Source organism: Kribbella sp. NPDC055110 (assembly GCF_053607525.1).
This window is the reverse complement of sequence record NZ_JBSGTS010000016.1, coordinates 148,519-162,266: the sequence shown is the minus strand read 5'-3', so window position 1 is coordinate 162,266 and position 13,748 is coordinate 148,519. Positions and strand designations below refer to the sequence as shown.

Sequence of the window (13,748 nt, the reverse complement as noted above, 5' to 3'; positions counted from 1 at the left end):
CCTGGCTATCCCGCGGGCGCTGACGGTTATGGCCCCGGCCCAGCCCGCCTACAAGCCGGCGTCGGGCGGCTTATGGGGATGGTGCCGCACCCACGTACGACGGGGGCCGCCCGCGCGACGGTGCGCGGCCGGCGCCACCGCGGCGAGACCCTCACCAAGGTGCTGTTCGTACTACCGGCCGCGGTGGCGATGCTGGCGTTGTTCGGCTACCCGGTGGTGAAGAACCTGTTGATGAGCCTGCAGGACTACGGGCTCAAGACGTTCTTCACCGGGGTCGCGCCGTGGGTCGGGCTGAAGAACTACAGCACGGTCGTGACGGACAAGCTGTTCTCGGACGCGATGGTGAACACCGCGTTGTTCACCGTCGGGTCGATCGCCTTCCAGTTCGCGATCGGGCTCGGGCTGGCGCTGTTCTTCCACAAGAAGTTCCCGTTGAGCGGGCTGCTGCGCTCGCTGCTCCTGCTGCCGTGGCTGTTGCCGCTGATCGTGTCGAGTGCGACCTGGCGGTCGATCCTCGAGCAGGACAGCGGCATCCTCAACCGGTCGCTGATGGGGCTGCACCTGATCAACGATCCGGTGCCGTGGCTGAACTCGCCGTCGGTCGCGCTGATCGCGGTGATCGGCGTGAACATCTGGATCGGCATCCCGTTCAACGTGACGTTGCTGTACTCCGGTCTTGCGGAGATCCCCGACGAGCTCTACGAGGCCGGGCAGCTGGACGGTGCGACCGGGTGGCGCTCGTTCTGGTACATCACCTGGCCGAACCTGCGGGCGGTCGCGAGCGTGCTGCTGATGCTCGGCGTCGTCTACACGATCAAGGTGCTGGACATCATCCTCGGCCTCACCGGCGGCGGACCGGCCAACGCGACCCAGACCCTGGCGACCCAGTCGTACGAGAAGTCCTTCGTGGACTTCCGGTTCGGGCAGGGCGCAGCGCTGAGCAACATCCTGATCGCGATCTCGTTCGTGTTCGCGATCTTCTACCTGCGCGGCACCCGTCGCGCCGTCGACGAGTAGGGAGGCGTGATGCGACGTACGACGTACACCGTGGTCGGGATTCTGATCCTGTGCGTGATGCTGTTCCCGGTCTACTGGATGCTGAACGCCTCGCTGCAGCCGTCCGGAAACACCCTGACGGCCGGTTTCCTGCCGCTGCATCCGACGTTTTCCGGCTACAAGCGCGCTCTCGACGAGCAGGGCGGAAACCTCGTCACCAGCATGATCATCGCGTCCGGAACGGTGGTGCTGAGTCTGGCGATCGCGACGCCGTGCGCGTACGCGTTGTCGCAGTTCCGGTCCCGCTGGGTGTCGGTCGGACTGCTCGCGATCCTGATCTCGCAGATGATTCCGGGCATCGTGATCGCGAACGCGCTCTACACGGCCTACGAACGGCTCGGGCTGCTGAACTCGATCCCGGGGCTGATCCTGGCCAACTGCAGCAGCGGGATCCCGTTCGCGATCCTGATCCTGCGGTCGTTCATGCTCTCGCTGCCGCCGTCGCTGGTGGAGGCGGCGCGGGTGGACGGCGCCGGGTTGTTCCGGGCGTTCGTCGCGATCGTGCTGCCGATCAGCAAGAACTCGCTGATCACCGCGGGATTGTTCAGTTTCCTGTTTTCCTGGAGCGATTTCCTGTTCGCGCTGACGCTGACCACGAAGGGCGGCGTCCGGCCGGTGACGCTGGGGATCTACCAGTACCTCGGTACGCAGGTGCAGAACTGGAACGCGGTGATGGCCACCGCGGTCCTGTCGGCGGTCCCGGCCATCGTGCTGCTGATCGCCGCGCAGAAATACATCGCCGCCGGTGCCGTCGGCGGGGCCGTCAAATAACCCTTACAAACAAGGAAGAACTATGACGATTCGTGTACTCGTCTGGGGCGAGAACCGGCACGAGCAGGTCGAACCACACGTCCGGGAGATCTATCCCGACGGCATGCACTCCACGATCGCGGCGGGGATCGCCGAGAACATCCCGGACGCCAAGGTTTCCACCACGACCCTCGACGAGCCGGAACACGGTCTGACCGAGGACGTGCTGGCGGAAACCGATGTACTGGTCTGGTGGGGCCACGCCGCGCACGGTGAGGTCGAGGACAAGGTTGTCGACCGCGTGTACCAGCACGTGCTGTCCGGCATGGGCCTGGTCGTGCTGCACTCCGGCCACTGGTCGAAGATCTTCGGCAAGCTGATGGGTACGACGTGCACCCTGCGCTGGCGCAGCGAGCGGGACCGCGAACTGGTCTGGACGGTCGCTCCGACGCACCCGATCGCGCAGGGCGTCCCGCACCCGATCGTGATCGAGCAGCAGGAGATGTACGGCGAGTTCTTCGACATCCCGGTCCCGGACGAACTGGTCTTCGTGTCGTCGTTCTCCGGCGGCGAGGTGTTCCGCTCCGGCTGCACGTTCCGCCGCGGGCACGGGAAGATCTTCTACTTCTCGCCCGGCGACCAGGACTACCCGGTGTATCACCACAAGGACGTGCGTAAGGTGATCGCGAACGGTGTCGCGTGGGCCCGTTCCGACCGGCCGGAGCGCGCGGTGCCGACGCTGCTGCGCTACGAGACCGGTGACTTCTTCAACGGACACGGGTACACCGGACCCATCGAGGAGCCTGCCGATGCCTGAACCCTTGCGACTGCTGCAGGTCGGAGCCGGCGGGATGGGGCGCGCCTGGTTGCGTACCATCGCCGCCAACCCCGACGTCGTCCTCGCTGGGCTCGTCGACCTCGACGTCGACGTGGCCCGGAGCGCGGCCGACGAGCACGGGTTCGGCGACGTACCGGTGGCCGCCTCGCTCGACGAACTGGCCGATCGAGCCGATGCCGTCATCGACGTGACGGTTCCGCAGGCGCATCCGAAGGTGAGCGTGGACGCCTTGCTGCGCGGGCTTCCGGTGCTGTGCGAGAAACCGCTGGCCGAGACCGTGCGTGAGTGTCTGCAGATGGTCGCGGCGTCGGAGGTGAGCGGAAAGCTGCTGATGGTCTCACAGTCCCGCCGGTATTTCCGGGCCGTCGCCGCGTTCCAGCGGCAGCTCGCCGAGCTCGGGCCGATCGGGACGCTGTCCTGCGAGTTCTACAAGGCTCCGCATTTCAGCGGGTTCCGGGAGCGGATGGCCGAGCCGCTCCTTGTCGACATGGCGATTCATCAGTTCGACCTGTCCCGCAAGCTGATCGGGTCGGAGCCGCTGTCGGTGTACTGCGACTCGTACAACCCGCCCTGGAGCTGGTTCGACGGCAACGCGGCCGCGTCCGCGATCTTCACGTACGCCGACGGCACCCGCTTCACCTTCACCGGCAGCTGGTGCGCGCCGGGACTGGAGACGTCCTGGAACGGCCGCTGGCGCGCGAGCACCCCCGGCGGTACGGCGACCTGGGACGGGGACGAGGCACCGGTGGCCGAGCTCGCGTCCGGTGAGGCGCTCCCGGCGGTGATGGCCGACGAACCGCAGGAGATCGCCGGCTCGTTGGTCGAGTTCGTCGACGCGGTCCGCAGCTCGACGATCCCGCAGTCCGAGGTGCACTCCAACGTCGTCAGCATTGCCATGGTCGAGGCCGCCGTACGCTCGGCGAACACCGGGCAGGTCACGGACATCGCCGACGTCATCACGGCCGCCTACCAGGAGGCCCTGGCAACCACCCAGGACCCCGCCTTGCACGCCGCCCTGAAGTCCTGGCCAAACCCCTTGAAAGCGGTCGGCCTCGAGTCCTGACGACGAGGTTGGGGAGGATCTTGTGCCGAATCGGGCAGAAAATCCTCCCCAAGCCTGGTGTGTTTCATTCGACCGGCGCGCCGGCCTGGCCGCCGCCGGCAAGCTCCGCCCATCCGTGGACATCTCCGTCTAATCTGTCCGCCATGACGCCTCCCACGACACGGTCACGGCTGGTTCCGATGCGGCCGCGGGATCCGCACGAGCCGGGCCGGACCGCGTCGTCGCTGGAGCTGTTCTTCGACCTGGTGTTCGTGGTCGCGGTGAGCGTCGCCGCGGCCCAGCTCCACCACGCGCTGTCCGAGAAGCACATCGCCGACGGCGTGATGTCGTACGCGATGGTGTTCTTCGCGGTTTGGTGGGCGTGGATGAACTTCACCTGGTTCGCCACGTCCTTCGCGACCGACGACTGGCTGTACCGGGTGCTCACGATCGTGCAGATGAGCGGCGTCCTGGTCGTGGCCGCCGGAATCGAGCCGGTCTTCGCCGACCACGACTTCACCGTGGTGGTGTTCGGGTACGTCGTGATGCGGGTCGCGATGATCGCCCAATGGCTACGGGCATCCCGCTCGGCCGGGGAGAGCCGGTCGGTGACGCTGCGCTACGCCGGCGGGATCGCGATCGTGCAGGTGCTGTGGCTGACCACGCTGGCGATGTCCGGTACGACGGTGATCATCGCCTGGTGCGTGTTCGTGCTCGCCGAGCTCGCCGTACCGCTGCTGGCGGAGCGGCGCTGGTCAACGCCCAGGCACCCGCACCACATCACCGAGCGGTACGGCCTGTTCACGCTCATCCTGCTCGGCGAGAGCCTGCTTGCCTCGGCGAACGCGATCTTCGACGCCGTCCATGAGCACGAGCACCTCGGCGAGCTGATCGCGCTCTCGGTGCTCATGCTGGTGGTCACAGCCGCGCTCTGGTGGATCTACTTCTGGCCGCCGCACCACACCGCGATCACGTCGTTCGGCCGCTCGATCCGCTACGGGTACGTGCACTACTTCGTGTTCGCGGCCGCCGGTGCGTTCTCGGCCGGGATCGAGGTGGAGATCGACAGCATCACGCACCACACCGAGCTGAGTGAGATCGCGGCGTCCTACACGGTGACGATCCCGATCGCGATCTTTGTCGTCGGCATCTGGTGGATCGCCCTGCGCGACAACGCGGACCGCCTGGTCAACGTCGTCGTACCGGTAGGCGCAGTACTCGTTCTGCTGGATCCGCTGATCCCGATCCCGTTCGCGCTGACCGCGCTTTTCATGGCCCTGATCGTCGTCACGCTGGTCCTGCGACCACCGGTCGAGCGGTCAGCCTAGTTCGGCGAGGGCGGTGGCTACCCGGCCGTGAGCTGTGTCCAAGGCGGCCCGGGCGGCCGGGATGGGGGTGCCGGTCAGGAGGTGGATGAGGGCTGGTTTCAGCTCGCCTTCGGCTTCGGCCAGGGCGGCTTCGCAGGCGGCCTCGTCGGCGCCGGTGGCTTCGGCGAGGATCCGGAGCATCCGGCCGCGGAGCTTCTTGTTCGTCGCGACCAGGTCGACCATCAGGTTGGACCAGGTGCGGCCGAGCTTGATCATCAGCGTCGTCGAGAACGCGTTCAGGATCATTTTCTGCGCGGTGCCGGCCTTCAGCCGGGTCGAGCCGGCGATCACCTCGGGGCCGGTGTCCGCGGCGATCACGACGTCGGCCAGCGGCGCCAGCGGGGCGTCGGGGTTGGACGTGACCAGCACGGTGGCCGCCCCGACCGCGCGGGCGGCCTTCAGAGCGCCAGCGACGTACGGCGTGCTCCCGGAAGCAGCGAGGCCGACGACGAGGTCCTGACCGGTGACGGCCGCCGCGTCCCGGGCGCCGCCCTCCTCGGAGTCCTCGACGTTCTCGACCGCGCGGAGCAGCGCCTCCGTGCCGCCGGCGTGGTGGGCGACCACCAGTCCGTCCGGGACATGGAACGTGGGCAGCAGTTCGGCGGCGTCCAGGGTCGCGAGGCGTCCCGACGTACCGGCGCCGAAGTAGTGCACCCGGCCGCCGCCGCGGACGGCCTCGACGGCGGCGTCCACAGCCTTGGTCAGCTCCGGGATCACCGCGCTGACGGCCCCGGCGACCAGAGCGTCCTCGTTGTTCAGCAAATGGAGGATTTCGGACGTGCCCACCGCATCGATGGCCAGCGTCCTCGGGTTGCGCTGCTCGGTCGGTGAGGTCACGGGATCGATGTTAGTTTTCTACTGAAGGATTTTCAATTCCGTTGAATCTTGACAGGCTGCTACTCCGAACCCTTCAGCCGGTGACCGCGGACCGCGGAAGCCGTTTCCTCCAGCGCTTTCCGGGCGTCCGGCAGCACCTGCTGTGCGACCCCGATGAACAGGCAGTCGATCACGGTCAGTTGCGCGATCCGGCTGGCCATCGCGCCCGAGCGGTACGTCGTCTCGCGCGCGGCCGTGGTGAGCACCAGATCCGCGGTGCGGGCCAGCGGGGAGCGCGGGAAGTTCGTCACCGCGACCGTGGTGGCGCCGTGCTTGGCCGCCTCCTCGAGCGCCTCGACGACCTCGACCGTGGTGCCGGTGTGCGAGATGCCGATCGCGACATCGCCTTCGCCGAGCAGCGCGGCACTCGTCAGCGCGATGTGCACGTCCGACCAGGCGAACGCGACCCGGCGGATCCGGTGCAGCTTCTGCTGCAGGTCAAGGGCTACGAACGCGCTCGCGGCGAAACCGTACAGGTCCACCCGCGAGGCGTTCACCACCGCGTCGACGACCTTGGCCAGCGCGTCCACGTCGACCTGCTGCGCGGTCTCGCGGACCGCCCGCTCGTCAGCGAACGCGACCTTGCTGACCACGTCGGCCAGCGAGTCGCCGGGTTCGATGTCCCCGCCGACCTCCGGCCGGATGCTCTCCTGCGCCGACTGGGCCGCCAGTTGCAGACGGAGCTGCGGATAGCCGGGGACGCCGATCTGCTTGCAGAACCGGATGACCGTGGTCTCCGAGGTGGAGGCCACCTCGGCCAGTTCGGAGATCGTCATCGCCGCCACTCCGCCCGGGTCCGCGAGGACCGCGTTCGCCACTCGCTGCTCGGCCGGCGCCAGCGCGGGCATCACCGCGCGGACCCGGACCAGCAGCGGCCCCGTGGGTTCTGGAGAGGTTGTGGAATTCATAACAGCACGGTACGGCGACGAACCACGAGATGGGGTCACCGACGCGAAAGTCTCCAACCCGTTGCGGTAAATGATTCAGGCGTTCGTTCACCGTCGAGAAGAAGACCAGTCCCGCTCGTGATCTTCACACCGTCGACGTACACGCCGCGGCCCTGGTACAGCGGGTCGGACGTATAGCGCCAGCGAATGGTCTGCTCGCCCGGTCCGAGGTCGGCGGTGACCTGGTGCCAGTGCCGGTTGCCCGAACCGCTGATCGAGCCGTCGGTGTCGATCACCGAGCCCCGGTCGCGGACCGAGAACGGAACCTTCGTCCAGGTCGTTCCGTCCGTGGACGTCTCCAGATACAGCAGGTCGGAGTCCTCGGTGTCGACGAACAGGTCGAACGCGAGCTTCGCACCTTCGGCGGGTACGGCGACCTTGACGTCGAGCGTGCTGGTCGCGTTGTCCGTCGTACCGGAGAACCAGGCGTCCTTGCCGTGCCGTGGGCCGACGCCGAGGGCGAGTGCCAGGCCCTGGGCGACCGCGCGGCGGGCCGGGTTGTTGCTGCCCCAGTTGCGGCTGGGGTGCACGCGATTGGTCAGCAGGATCGCGAACGAGCGGGAGTCGAAGTCGATCACGATCGACGTACCGGTGTAGCCGGTGTGACCGGCCGCGCGCGGTCCGGACAGGCCGGCCATGTACCAGCGCTGGTTCAGCTCGAAGCCGAGGCCGTGGTCGTTACCGGGGAAGCCCTGGTTGAAGTTCGTGATCATCGCGGTCACCGAGGATTCCTTGAGGATCCGGGCGCCGCGGTAGCTGCCGCCGTTCAGGAACGTCTGCGCCAGGACCGCCAGGTCGTCGGCGGTACTGAACACGCCTGCGTGGCCGGCGACGCCGCCGAGGGACCAGGCGTTCTCGTCGTGCACCTCGCCCCACACCATGCCGCGCGGCGGTGAGGACTGGTACTCCGTGGCGGCGATCCGCGGCTTCTTCTTCGGATCCGGGTTGTAGCCGGTGTCGCGCATCTGCAGCGGTTTGGTGATCCCGTCGGCGACCAGCTTGTCCAGCGTTTTCCCGGTCACCCGGTGGGCGAGCTCGCCGAGCGCGATCAGGTTCAGGTCGCTGTAGAGGTACGTCGAACCGGGCGGGTTCTGCAGTTTCGCGGTCAGCGCCCTGTGCAGTCTGGATGCGGGGTCCGGCTGGGTGCTCCAGAGCGGGAGCCAGGATGGAAATCCGCTGGTGTGCGTGAGTGCTTGCCTCACGGAAACGGTTTCCTTGCCGTTTTCCGCGAACTCCGGGATGTAGGTCGCGATCGGCGCGTCCAGGTCGACCTTGCCCTTCTCGACCAGCTGCAGCACGACGATCGACGTGAACAGCTTCGACACCGAGGCCATGTCGAAGATCGTGTCGGTGCGCATCGGAAGCTGCTGGTCCGGCGGCAGCTCGGTGCCCTGCCCGTCGGCGTACTTCAGTGCCAGGCCGGTCGCGGTCCGGGTGACGATCTTCCCGTCGTGGCCGAGCAACGTCACGGCACCGGCGTACAGCGGTTTCGTCGCACCGCTCGGCCGGGTCCAGCCGGCGACCTGGGCCAGCGCGGCATCGATCGGCGCGGGGTCCAGACCGGCCTTCGCGGGCGTCGCGTCGCGCAGCAGCGTGGTCTTCGGCGCGTAGCAGTCGTACGGCCGGTCGAACCTGCCGGAGTTGTTGCCGCCGGCAACCGCAGGCGTTCCCATCGTCAGCATCACCGCCGAAGCTATCGTGAGCGCGGCGACCCGTCTCATCGGTGCGCGCCCTTGTACAGAAGGTAGTTCGCCCGCCGAGCAGTCCAGGCGTCGGTCTCGGACTTCCAGGCTGCCACGATCTGCTCGGCGCTCGCATCCGCCAAAAGCATGGTCCGGAACCGATCGGACCCGGTGAGCAGGTCGATCCACCGGCCGGGTGGGGTCTCCGCCCGCCAGGTGAATTCGGGGTAGAGCTTACGGGCCTCGACGATCATGTGCGTCGCCGCGGTGATCGCCTCGGCCCGGTGCGGGTCGGTGATCTGCACCTGGACGCCGCCGCACAGGACGTTGGCGTTCTTGCTGATCGTCGGCGTGAAGTACGCCTCGCGGAACGCGATGCCCGGGATGTTCTTGGTCTGCAGCGCCTGCGCCCACTTGTAGTCGACGTACGGCGCGCCGATCAGCTCGAACGGTCGCGTCGTACCGCGGCCCTCGGACATGTTGGTCGCCTCGAACAGGCACAGACCCGGGTACAGCAGCGCGGTGTCCGGGGTGGGCATGTTCGGACTCGGCATCACCCAGGTGAGGCCGGTGTCGTCGTACAGCTGCTCGCGCTTCCAGTTCTTCGCCTCGATGACGGTGAGCTGTTCGAGGCGCCCACCGTTCGGTTCCAGCGGGAGGTACTCGGCGTCGAACATCCGGGCCAGCTCGCCGACCGTCATGCCGTGCTGCTGGACGATCTCCTTCTTGCCGACGCCGGAGGTGTAGCCGGGTTTCAGCATCGGGCCGCGTGCGTATCCGCCGACCGGGTTCGGGCGGTCCAGGACGACGAAGCGGGCGCCGGTGCGGACCGCGGCGAGCATCGCCTCGAACATCGTCCAGATATAGGTGTAGAACCGGGCGCCGACGTCCTGGATGTCGAAGACAACGGTTTCCACGCCGGACTGGGTGTAGAGCTTCACCAGCTTGTCGGCGTTCGCGCCGTACGCGTCGTACACCATGATCCCGGTGCGCGGATCGACGTGGTCGCCCTCCGAACCGCCGGCCTGCGCGCTGCCGCGGAAACCGTGTTCTGGACCGAACACCGCGACGATGTCGACCTGGCCGGACGCGTGCATGGTGTCCACGACGTGCGTGAAGTCCGGCAGGATCCCGGTCGGGTTGCTGATCACACCGACCTTCTGACCGGACAGCGCGCGCCATCCGTCCTTCGCGAGCACCTCGGCGCCGGTCATCACCTTCCGGCTGGACACGGCCTGTGCAGCAGGTACGTCGATCAGCGGGGCGGCGGCGACGGCACCGGCGCCGGCGAGCAAGCTGCGTCGCTTCATGAGAGGTCTCCTCAGGAACGGAACGAGAGGTCGGCGATCATCGGACGGTGGTCACTGGCTGCCTCGGCGACCGGGACCTCGGCGGGTACCTCGGCGCTCCGCACGGTCAGGCCCTTGCCGACGGTGACGAAGTCGATCCGCTTGTTCGCGGCGACCGCCGGGTAGGTGTTCGGTCCGCCGGTCGTCTCACCGGCCGCCGTCCACGAGTCGGTCAGCCGCGTCCAGAGCCCGGCGAGCTCCGGCGCGCCGGCCTCGGCGTTGAAGTCACCGACCAGGATCTGCAGATCCTGCCGCCGGTCCTGGGTCAGGATCTTGACGGTGTCGGCGACCTGCATGGTGCGAACGGTCGGATCGCCGCGATAGTCCAGGTGGGTGGAGTAGACGTGCACCCGACGCCCACGGACGTCGACCTCCACCTCGAGGAATCCCGGCGCCGGAGCGGGCACCGGATTCGGGTCCTGCGTCGACAGCCGGGTGATCGGGTGGTTCTCGGTCCGCACCAACGGAAAGCGCGACAGTACGCCCACGCCGTACTGGCGCCGCGGCTGTCCAGCGGCGGGCGGGTCGAGGTCGTAGATCGGCGCGAACGCCGGGTACATCCCGAGCTTGGCGGCCAGTTCGGCGATCGTGTCCAGCCACTGGCTGCGGTCGCCCCAGTGAACGTCGACCTCCTGCAGGCCGACGATGTCTGCGTTCAAAGCCTTGATTGCCTGCGCAGTCCGATCGAGGTCGAAAACGTTGTCCTCGCCGGCACCCGCATGAATGTTGTACGAGGCAACTGTCAGCCGGGTCACCCGCGGATCAAAGGTGAGCCCGTGACCGAACGGGTGCAGCACCGGCGCCGGCTCAGGGCTGTTCGGGTCCGGCTTGGCGGGAATCTCCACCGGCAGCTTGCCCGTCGGCGCGATCTCGCCGTACAGCACCTTGGCGAGTGCTTCCATCGACACCACGGTGCTGCCGTACGTGACCAGCGTGGTCGACGGAGCGTTGAAGTACGCGACGTCGTACGGATCGCGAACCGGGACGACGATCACCGGGCGGCCGGTGGCGAGCAGGCCGTTGACGAGCTTCTGCTGCTTGGCCAGCTTGTCGGTGACCTCGGTGTCCCAGGCCTTGTTGGTCAGCACGATGGTCAGGTCCGCGGCGGCCGAGGCTGCCAGCGCGTCGGCGATCTTCGCGTCGGTCGGCGTGGTGCCGGTGTCCTTGACGATCGTCGTCGCGCCGCGGTGCTGCAGGGCGGTCGCCAGGTTGGTGGGGCTGTAGCCGGTGACGACGATCTTGCGCGGCGCGGGGGAGAGCGGCAGTAGGTCGGCGTCGTTGCGGAGGAGCGTCGTACTGCGGTCCGCGATGCGCTGGGCGGCGGCGTGGTTGGCCGGCGTACCGACGATGTTGGCGATGCGGGACAGGTCGACGTACGGGTGGTCGCCCTCGTGCTTGAGCGCGAGGATGCGTGTGACGCTCTCGTCGATGCGGGCCTCGGAGATGCGACCGCTGCGGACGGCGTCGAGGACCGAGTTGTACGCCAGCCCGGGATCGACCGGCATCAGCAGCTGGTCGACGCCCGCCTCGATCGCCCGGAGCGGGATCTCCGCGTCGCCGTACTTGTCCCTGACGCCCTTCATCCCCAGTGAATCGGTGATCACCACGCCGTCGAACCGCAGCTGCTGACGCAGGATCCCGGTCAGGATCGGCCGGCTCAACGTCGCCGGATCGCCGGACGGGTCGAGCGCCGGTACGACGATGTGCGCGGTCATGATCGACTTGATGCCGGCCCGGATCGCGGCCTGGAACGGCGGCAGGTCGATCCGGGTCCACTCCTCGCGGGTGTGGTGGATCTCCGGGATCCCGACGTGGCTGTCGGTCTCGGTGTCGCCGTGGCCCGGGAAGTGCTTCGCGGTCGAGACGATCCGGCCGTCGCGCTGGTAGCCCTTCACCTGGGCGGCGACGAGCTCCGCGGCCAGCGTCGGGTCGGAGGAGGCCGAGCGGACGCCGATCACCGGGTTCAGCGGGTTCACGTTGACGTCCGCGTCCGGCGCGAAGTCGGTGGTGATGCCGAGGGCCTTCAGCTCGCGACCGGCGATCGCGCCCGCCTCGCGCGCGAAGGCGGCCGAGCGGGTCGCGCCGAGCGCCATACCGCCGGGGAACTGGGTCACGGGCGGTCCGACGCGGACCACCGAGCCGTACTCCTGGTCGGTGCCGATCTGCAGCGGGATGCCCGTGTTCGTCATCGACGCCTGCTGCAGGCCGTTCGACAGGCGGGCGATCTGCTGCGGGTCCTTCGTCGAATCGGTCCAGGTGAAGTAGATGACGCCGCCGAGGTTGAACTTGGCGACCACCTCGGCCGGCGTCGCCACGCCGTACAGGCTGGTGTTGCGGGCGTCGGCGGTGTCGGCCGCCGGCCCGTACGCGTAGCAGACGAACAGCTGGCCGACCTTCTGCTCCAGCGTCATCCGGCGCAGGGTGTTGCGGACCCAAGGATCGGTGTGCGCGCTTGCGGTCGTGGTGGCGGCAACCGTCGACCCAGCGACGGTGGCCGCCGCGAGTCCGAGGGTTTGGCGGCGGGTCAGTTCCATCGGTGTCACCCAATCGGTCCGGGCGGGCAGGGGCGAACGCCAAAGTAATTGAATTACAGATACTCCCCCGCGACGCGAAAGTTACCCACGCACACACGGCGGGTCAAGACTCGGTGACCTCCACGTCGCCGGTCGGCGCCGCCACCGTCAGCACCACACCCGGCCACTGGTGGTGCGTCACCACCAGACCGGGCGCGGACTCAACCACCCCACCCCCCAGCGGCATCTCCCGCCGCAACCCCGCCTCCCCGAGCCCAAGCCCGAGCGCCTTCCCCACCGCCTCCTTCCCCGTCCACAACGTCAGAAACGCGACCAACTCATCGGCCTGCCGCCCCATCCACTCCAACTCCCGCACCCCAAACCAGCGCTGGGCCACACCCGCGACCTCCCGCCCCCGGACCTCCTCAAGATCAATCCCCAACGGCCCGCCGTATGCCGCAGCCACGGCGACCAGGCGCTGCGTGTAAGAGACGCTCACCGCCAGCCCGGGGATATGTGGCCGACCGGCCTCGTCATGACTCAACCTGGGCCGCTCCACAAACGTCCCCGCAAGCTCAAGCAGGAGCCCGTGCGCCGCAGACCGCGGCTCACCACCACCCGCCGCCACCCACACCTTGACGAAACCTCCCACCCCCCGAACGTATCCCGCCAAGGTCCGCTCCACTGACAGCAGTGTCGCGGCGTACGACACAGCCGGGCAGTTGGCCGCGTCGAAGACCTTGAATGCGTCCAATGTCGCGCTCGGTACCACGGTTCTCGGGTACGACCTGGTCTCGTCGACTCCCGCGTCCGGAAGCCGCGCGTCGACGTACACCTACGATGCGGTCGGCCGGTTGACGGCGCAGGTGGATCCGGTGTCGGCGATCGAGCAGATCGGCGTTTCCTACGGGTACGACGCCGCCGGCAACCGCACCCGCTACACCGACGGCCGCGGCAACTCGACCACCTACACGGTCAACACCCTCGGCCTGCCCGAGAAGGTCATCGAACCGTCCACGACCAGTCATCCCGCGCTGACCGACCGGACCTGGACTGCCTCGTACGACGCGGCCGGCAACGCGGTCTCGCTGCTTTCGCCGCGCGGGGTGCAGCGGAGGTTGCCGTGATCGTCGAGCACGCGGACCGGCTGCTGGCCAACGATCTGCACACCTTCGTGAGGTGCGTGCACAAGCTCGTTTCCCTCACGGAGGGGGCTGGCCTTTCCGACGATCGCGCGCAGCGTCAGGTGGTGTATTTCTTCGTTGGACAATGGGTGGGGCGAGCAAGTTCCTCCGTCCGTACGTCGTAGTTGGTCAGCTCGACGGCGC

13 protein-coding genes are annotated in these 13,748 nt (G+C 68.0%); 7 read left to right on the top strand and 6 right to left on the bottom strand.

Features of this window, described 5'->3' with window-relative positions; translation table 11 throughout:
- Positions 1 to 72 precede the first annotated feature (72 nt).
- The 5 genes from ACWF0M_RS24665 to ACWF0M_RS24645 all read left to right on the top strand — a co-directional run bounded on the left by ACWF0M_RS24665 (position 73) and on the right by ACWF0M_RS24645 (position 5,014).
- Positions 73 to 1,017, top strand: a complete 945-nt coding sequence (locus tag ACWF0M_RS24665; RefSeq protein WP_452238057.1) for a carbohydrate ABC transporter permease — start codon at positions 73 to 75, stop codon at positions 1,015 to 1,017.
- Positions 1,018 to 1,026: 9 nt separating this feature from the next.
- Positions 1,027 to 1,827, top strand: coding sequence for a carbohydrate ABC transporter permease (locus ACWF0M_RS24660; protein WP_452238053.1), 801 nt, complete (start codon positions 1,027 to 1,029; stop codon positions 1,825 to 1,827).
- A gap of 22 nt (positions 1,828 to 1,849) precedes the next feature.
- The gene (locus tag ACWF0M_RS24655; RefSeq protein ID WP_452238052.1) at positions 1,850 to 2,623 is read left to right on the top strand and encodes a ThuA domain-containing protein; all 774 of its coding nucleotides are present in this window, start codon (positions 1,850 to 1,852) and stop codon (positions 2,621 to 2,623) included.
- A complete protein-coding gene (locus ACWF0M_RS24650) occupies positions 2,616 to 3,707 on the top strand; it encodes a Gfo/Idh/MocA family protein (protein WP_452238051.1) in 1,092 nt (363 codons plus the stop codon). The genes ACWF0M_RS24655 and ACWF0M_RS24650 overlap by 8 nt, the downstream gene beginning before the upstream one ends.
- 143 nt (positions 3,708 to 3,850) lie before the next feature.
- Positions 3,851 to 5,014, top strand: a complete 1,164-nt coding sequence (locus ACWF0M_RS24645; RefSeq protein ID WP_452238050.1) for a low temperature requirement protein A — start codon at positions 3,851 to 3,853, stop codon at positions 5,012 to 5,014.
- Here ACWF0M_RS24645 and murQ read toward each other — a convergent pair.
- The 6 genes from murQ to ACWF0M_RS24615 form a co-directional block, all read right to left on the bottom strand.
- Positions 5,006 to 5,890 (bottom strand): N-acetylmuramic acid 6-phosphate etherase, encoded by an 885-nt coding sequence (gene murQ / locus ACWF0M_RS24640; protein WP_452238049.1) that lies wholly within the window; start codon positions 5,888 to 5,890, stop codon positions 5,006 to 5,008. The genes ACWF0M_RS24645 and murQ overlap by 9 nt on opposite strands.
- A 59-nt stretch (positions 5,891 to 5,949) precedes the next feature.
- Positions 5,950 to 6,837 carry a MurR/RpiR family transcriptional regulator gene (locus ACWF0M_RS24635; protein ID WP_452238048.1) on the bottom strand — a complete coding sequence of 296 codons (888 nt, stop codon included), beginning with the start codon at positions 6,835 to 6,837 and terminating at the stop codon, positions 5,950 to 5,952.
- A 35-nt stretch (positions 6,838 to 6,872) separates the two neighbouring features.
- Positions 6,873 to 8,597 carry a serine hydrolase gene (locus ACWF0M_RS24630; protein ID WP_452238047.1) on the bottom strand — a complete coding sequence of 575 codons (1,725 nt, stop codon included), beginning with the start codon at positions 8,595 to 8,597 and terminating at the stop codon, positions 6,873 to 6,875.
- Complete coding sequence (locus ACWF0M_RS24625) at positions 8,594 to 9,868, bottom strand: exo-beta-N-acetylmuramidase NamZ family protein (RefSeq protein WP_452238046.1); 1,275 nt, start codon at positions 9,866 to 9,868, stop codon at positions 8,594 to 8,596. The genes ACWF0M_RS24630 and ACWF0M_RS24625 overlap by 4 nt, the downstream gene beginning before the upstream one ends.
- Before the next feature lie 11 nt (positions 9,869 to 9,879).
- The gene (locus tag ACWF0M_RS24620) at positions 9,880 to 12,441 is read right to left on the bottom strand and encodes a glycoside hydrolase family 3 N-terminal domain-containing protein (protein ID WP_452238045.1); all 2,562 of its coding nucleotides are present in this window, start codon (positions 12,439 to 12,441) and stop codon (positions 9,880 to 9,882) included.
- A gap of 103 nt (positions 12,442 to 12,544) precedes the next feature.
- Positions 12,545 to 13,174, bottom strand: coding sequence for a 4'-phosphopantetheinyl transferase family protein (locus ACWF0M_RS24615; RefSeq protein ID WP_452238044.1), 630 nt, complete (start codon positions 13,172 to 13,174; stop codon positions 12,545 to 12,547).
- Here ACWF0M_RS24615 and ACWF0M_RS24610 point away from each other — a divergent pair.
- The gene (locus tag ACWF0M_RS24610; RefSeq protein WP_452238043.1) at positions 13,161 to 13,547 is read left to right on the top strand and encodes a hypothetical protein; all 387 of its coding nucleotides are present in this window, start codon (positions 13,161 to 13,163) and stop codon (positions 13,545 to 13,547) included. The two genes, ACWF0M_RS24615 and ACWF0M_RS24610, sit on opposite strands and share 14 nt — an antisense overlap.
- Entirely contained in the window at positions 13,544 to 13,729 is a 186-nt protein-coding gene (locus tag ACWF0M_RS24605; protein ID WP_452238042.1) for a hypothetical protein, read from the top strand. Before ACWF0M_RS24610 ends, ACWF0M_RS24605 begins: the two co-directional genes overlap by 4 nt.
- Positions 13,730 to 13,748 lie beyond the last annotated feature (19 nt).

Coding starts and splice junctions, on each gene's coding strand:
- ACWF0M_RS24665 (WP_452238057.1), top strand. CDS start 73: ATGGGGATGGTGCCGCACCCACGTACGACGGGGGCCGCCCGCGCGACG.
- ACWF0M_RS24660 (WP_452238053.1), top strand. CDS start 1,027: ATGCGACGTACGACGTACACCGTGGTCGGGATTCTGATCCTGTGCGTG.
- ACWF0M_RS24655 (WP_452238052.1), top strand. CDS start 1,850: ATGACGATTCGTGTACTCGTCTGGGGCGAGAACCGGCACGAGCAGGTC.
- ACWF0M_RS24650 (WP_452238051.1), top strand. CDS start 2,616: ATGCCTGAACCCTTGCGACTGCTGCAGGTCGGAGCCGGCGGGATGGGG.
- ACWF0M_RS24645 (WP_452238050.1), top strand. CDS start 3,851: ATGACGCCTCCCACGACACGGTCACGGCTGGTTCCGATGCGGCCGCGG.
- ACWF0M_RS24635 (WP_452238048.1), bottom strand. CDS start 6,837: ATGAATTCCACAACCTCTCCAGAACCCACGGGGCCGCTGCTGGTCCGG.
- ACWF0M_RS24630 (WP_452238047.1), bottom strand. CDS start 8,597: ATGAGACGGGTCGCCGCGCTCACGATAGCTTCGGCGGTGATGCTGACG.
- ACWF0M_RS24625 (WP_452238046.1), bottom strand. CDS start 9,868: ATGAAGCGACGCAGCTTGCTCGCCGGCGCCGGTGCCGTCGCCGCCGCC.
- ACWF0M_RS24620 (WP_452238045.1), bottom strand. CDS start 12,441: ATGGAACTGACCCGCCGCCAAACCCTCGGACTCGCGGCGGCCACCGTC.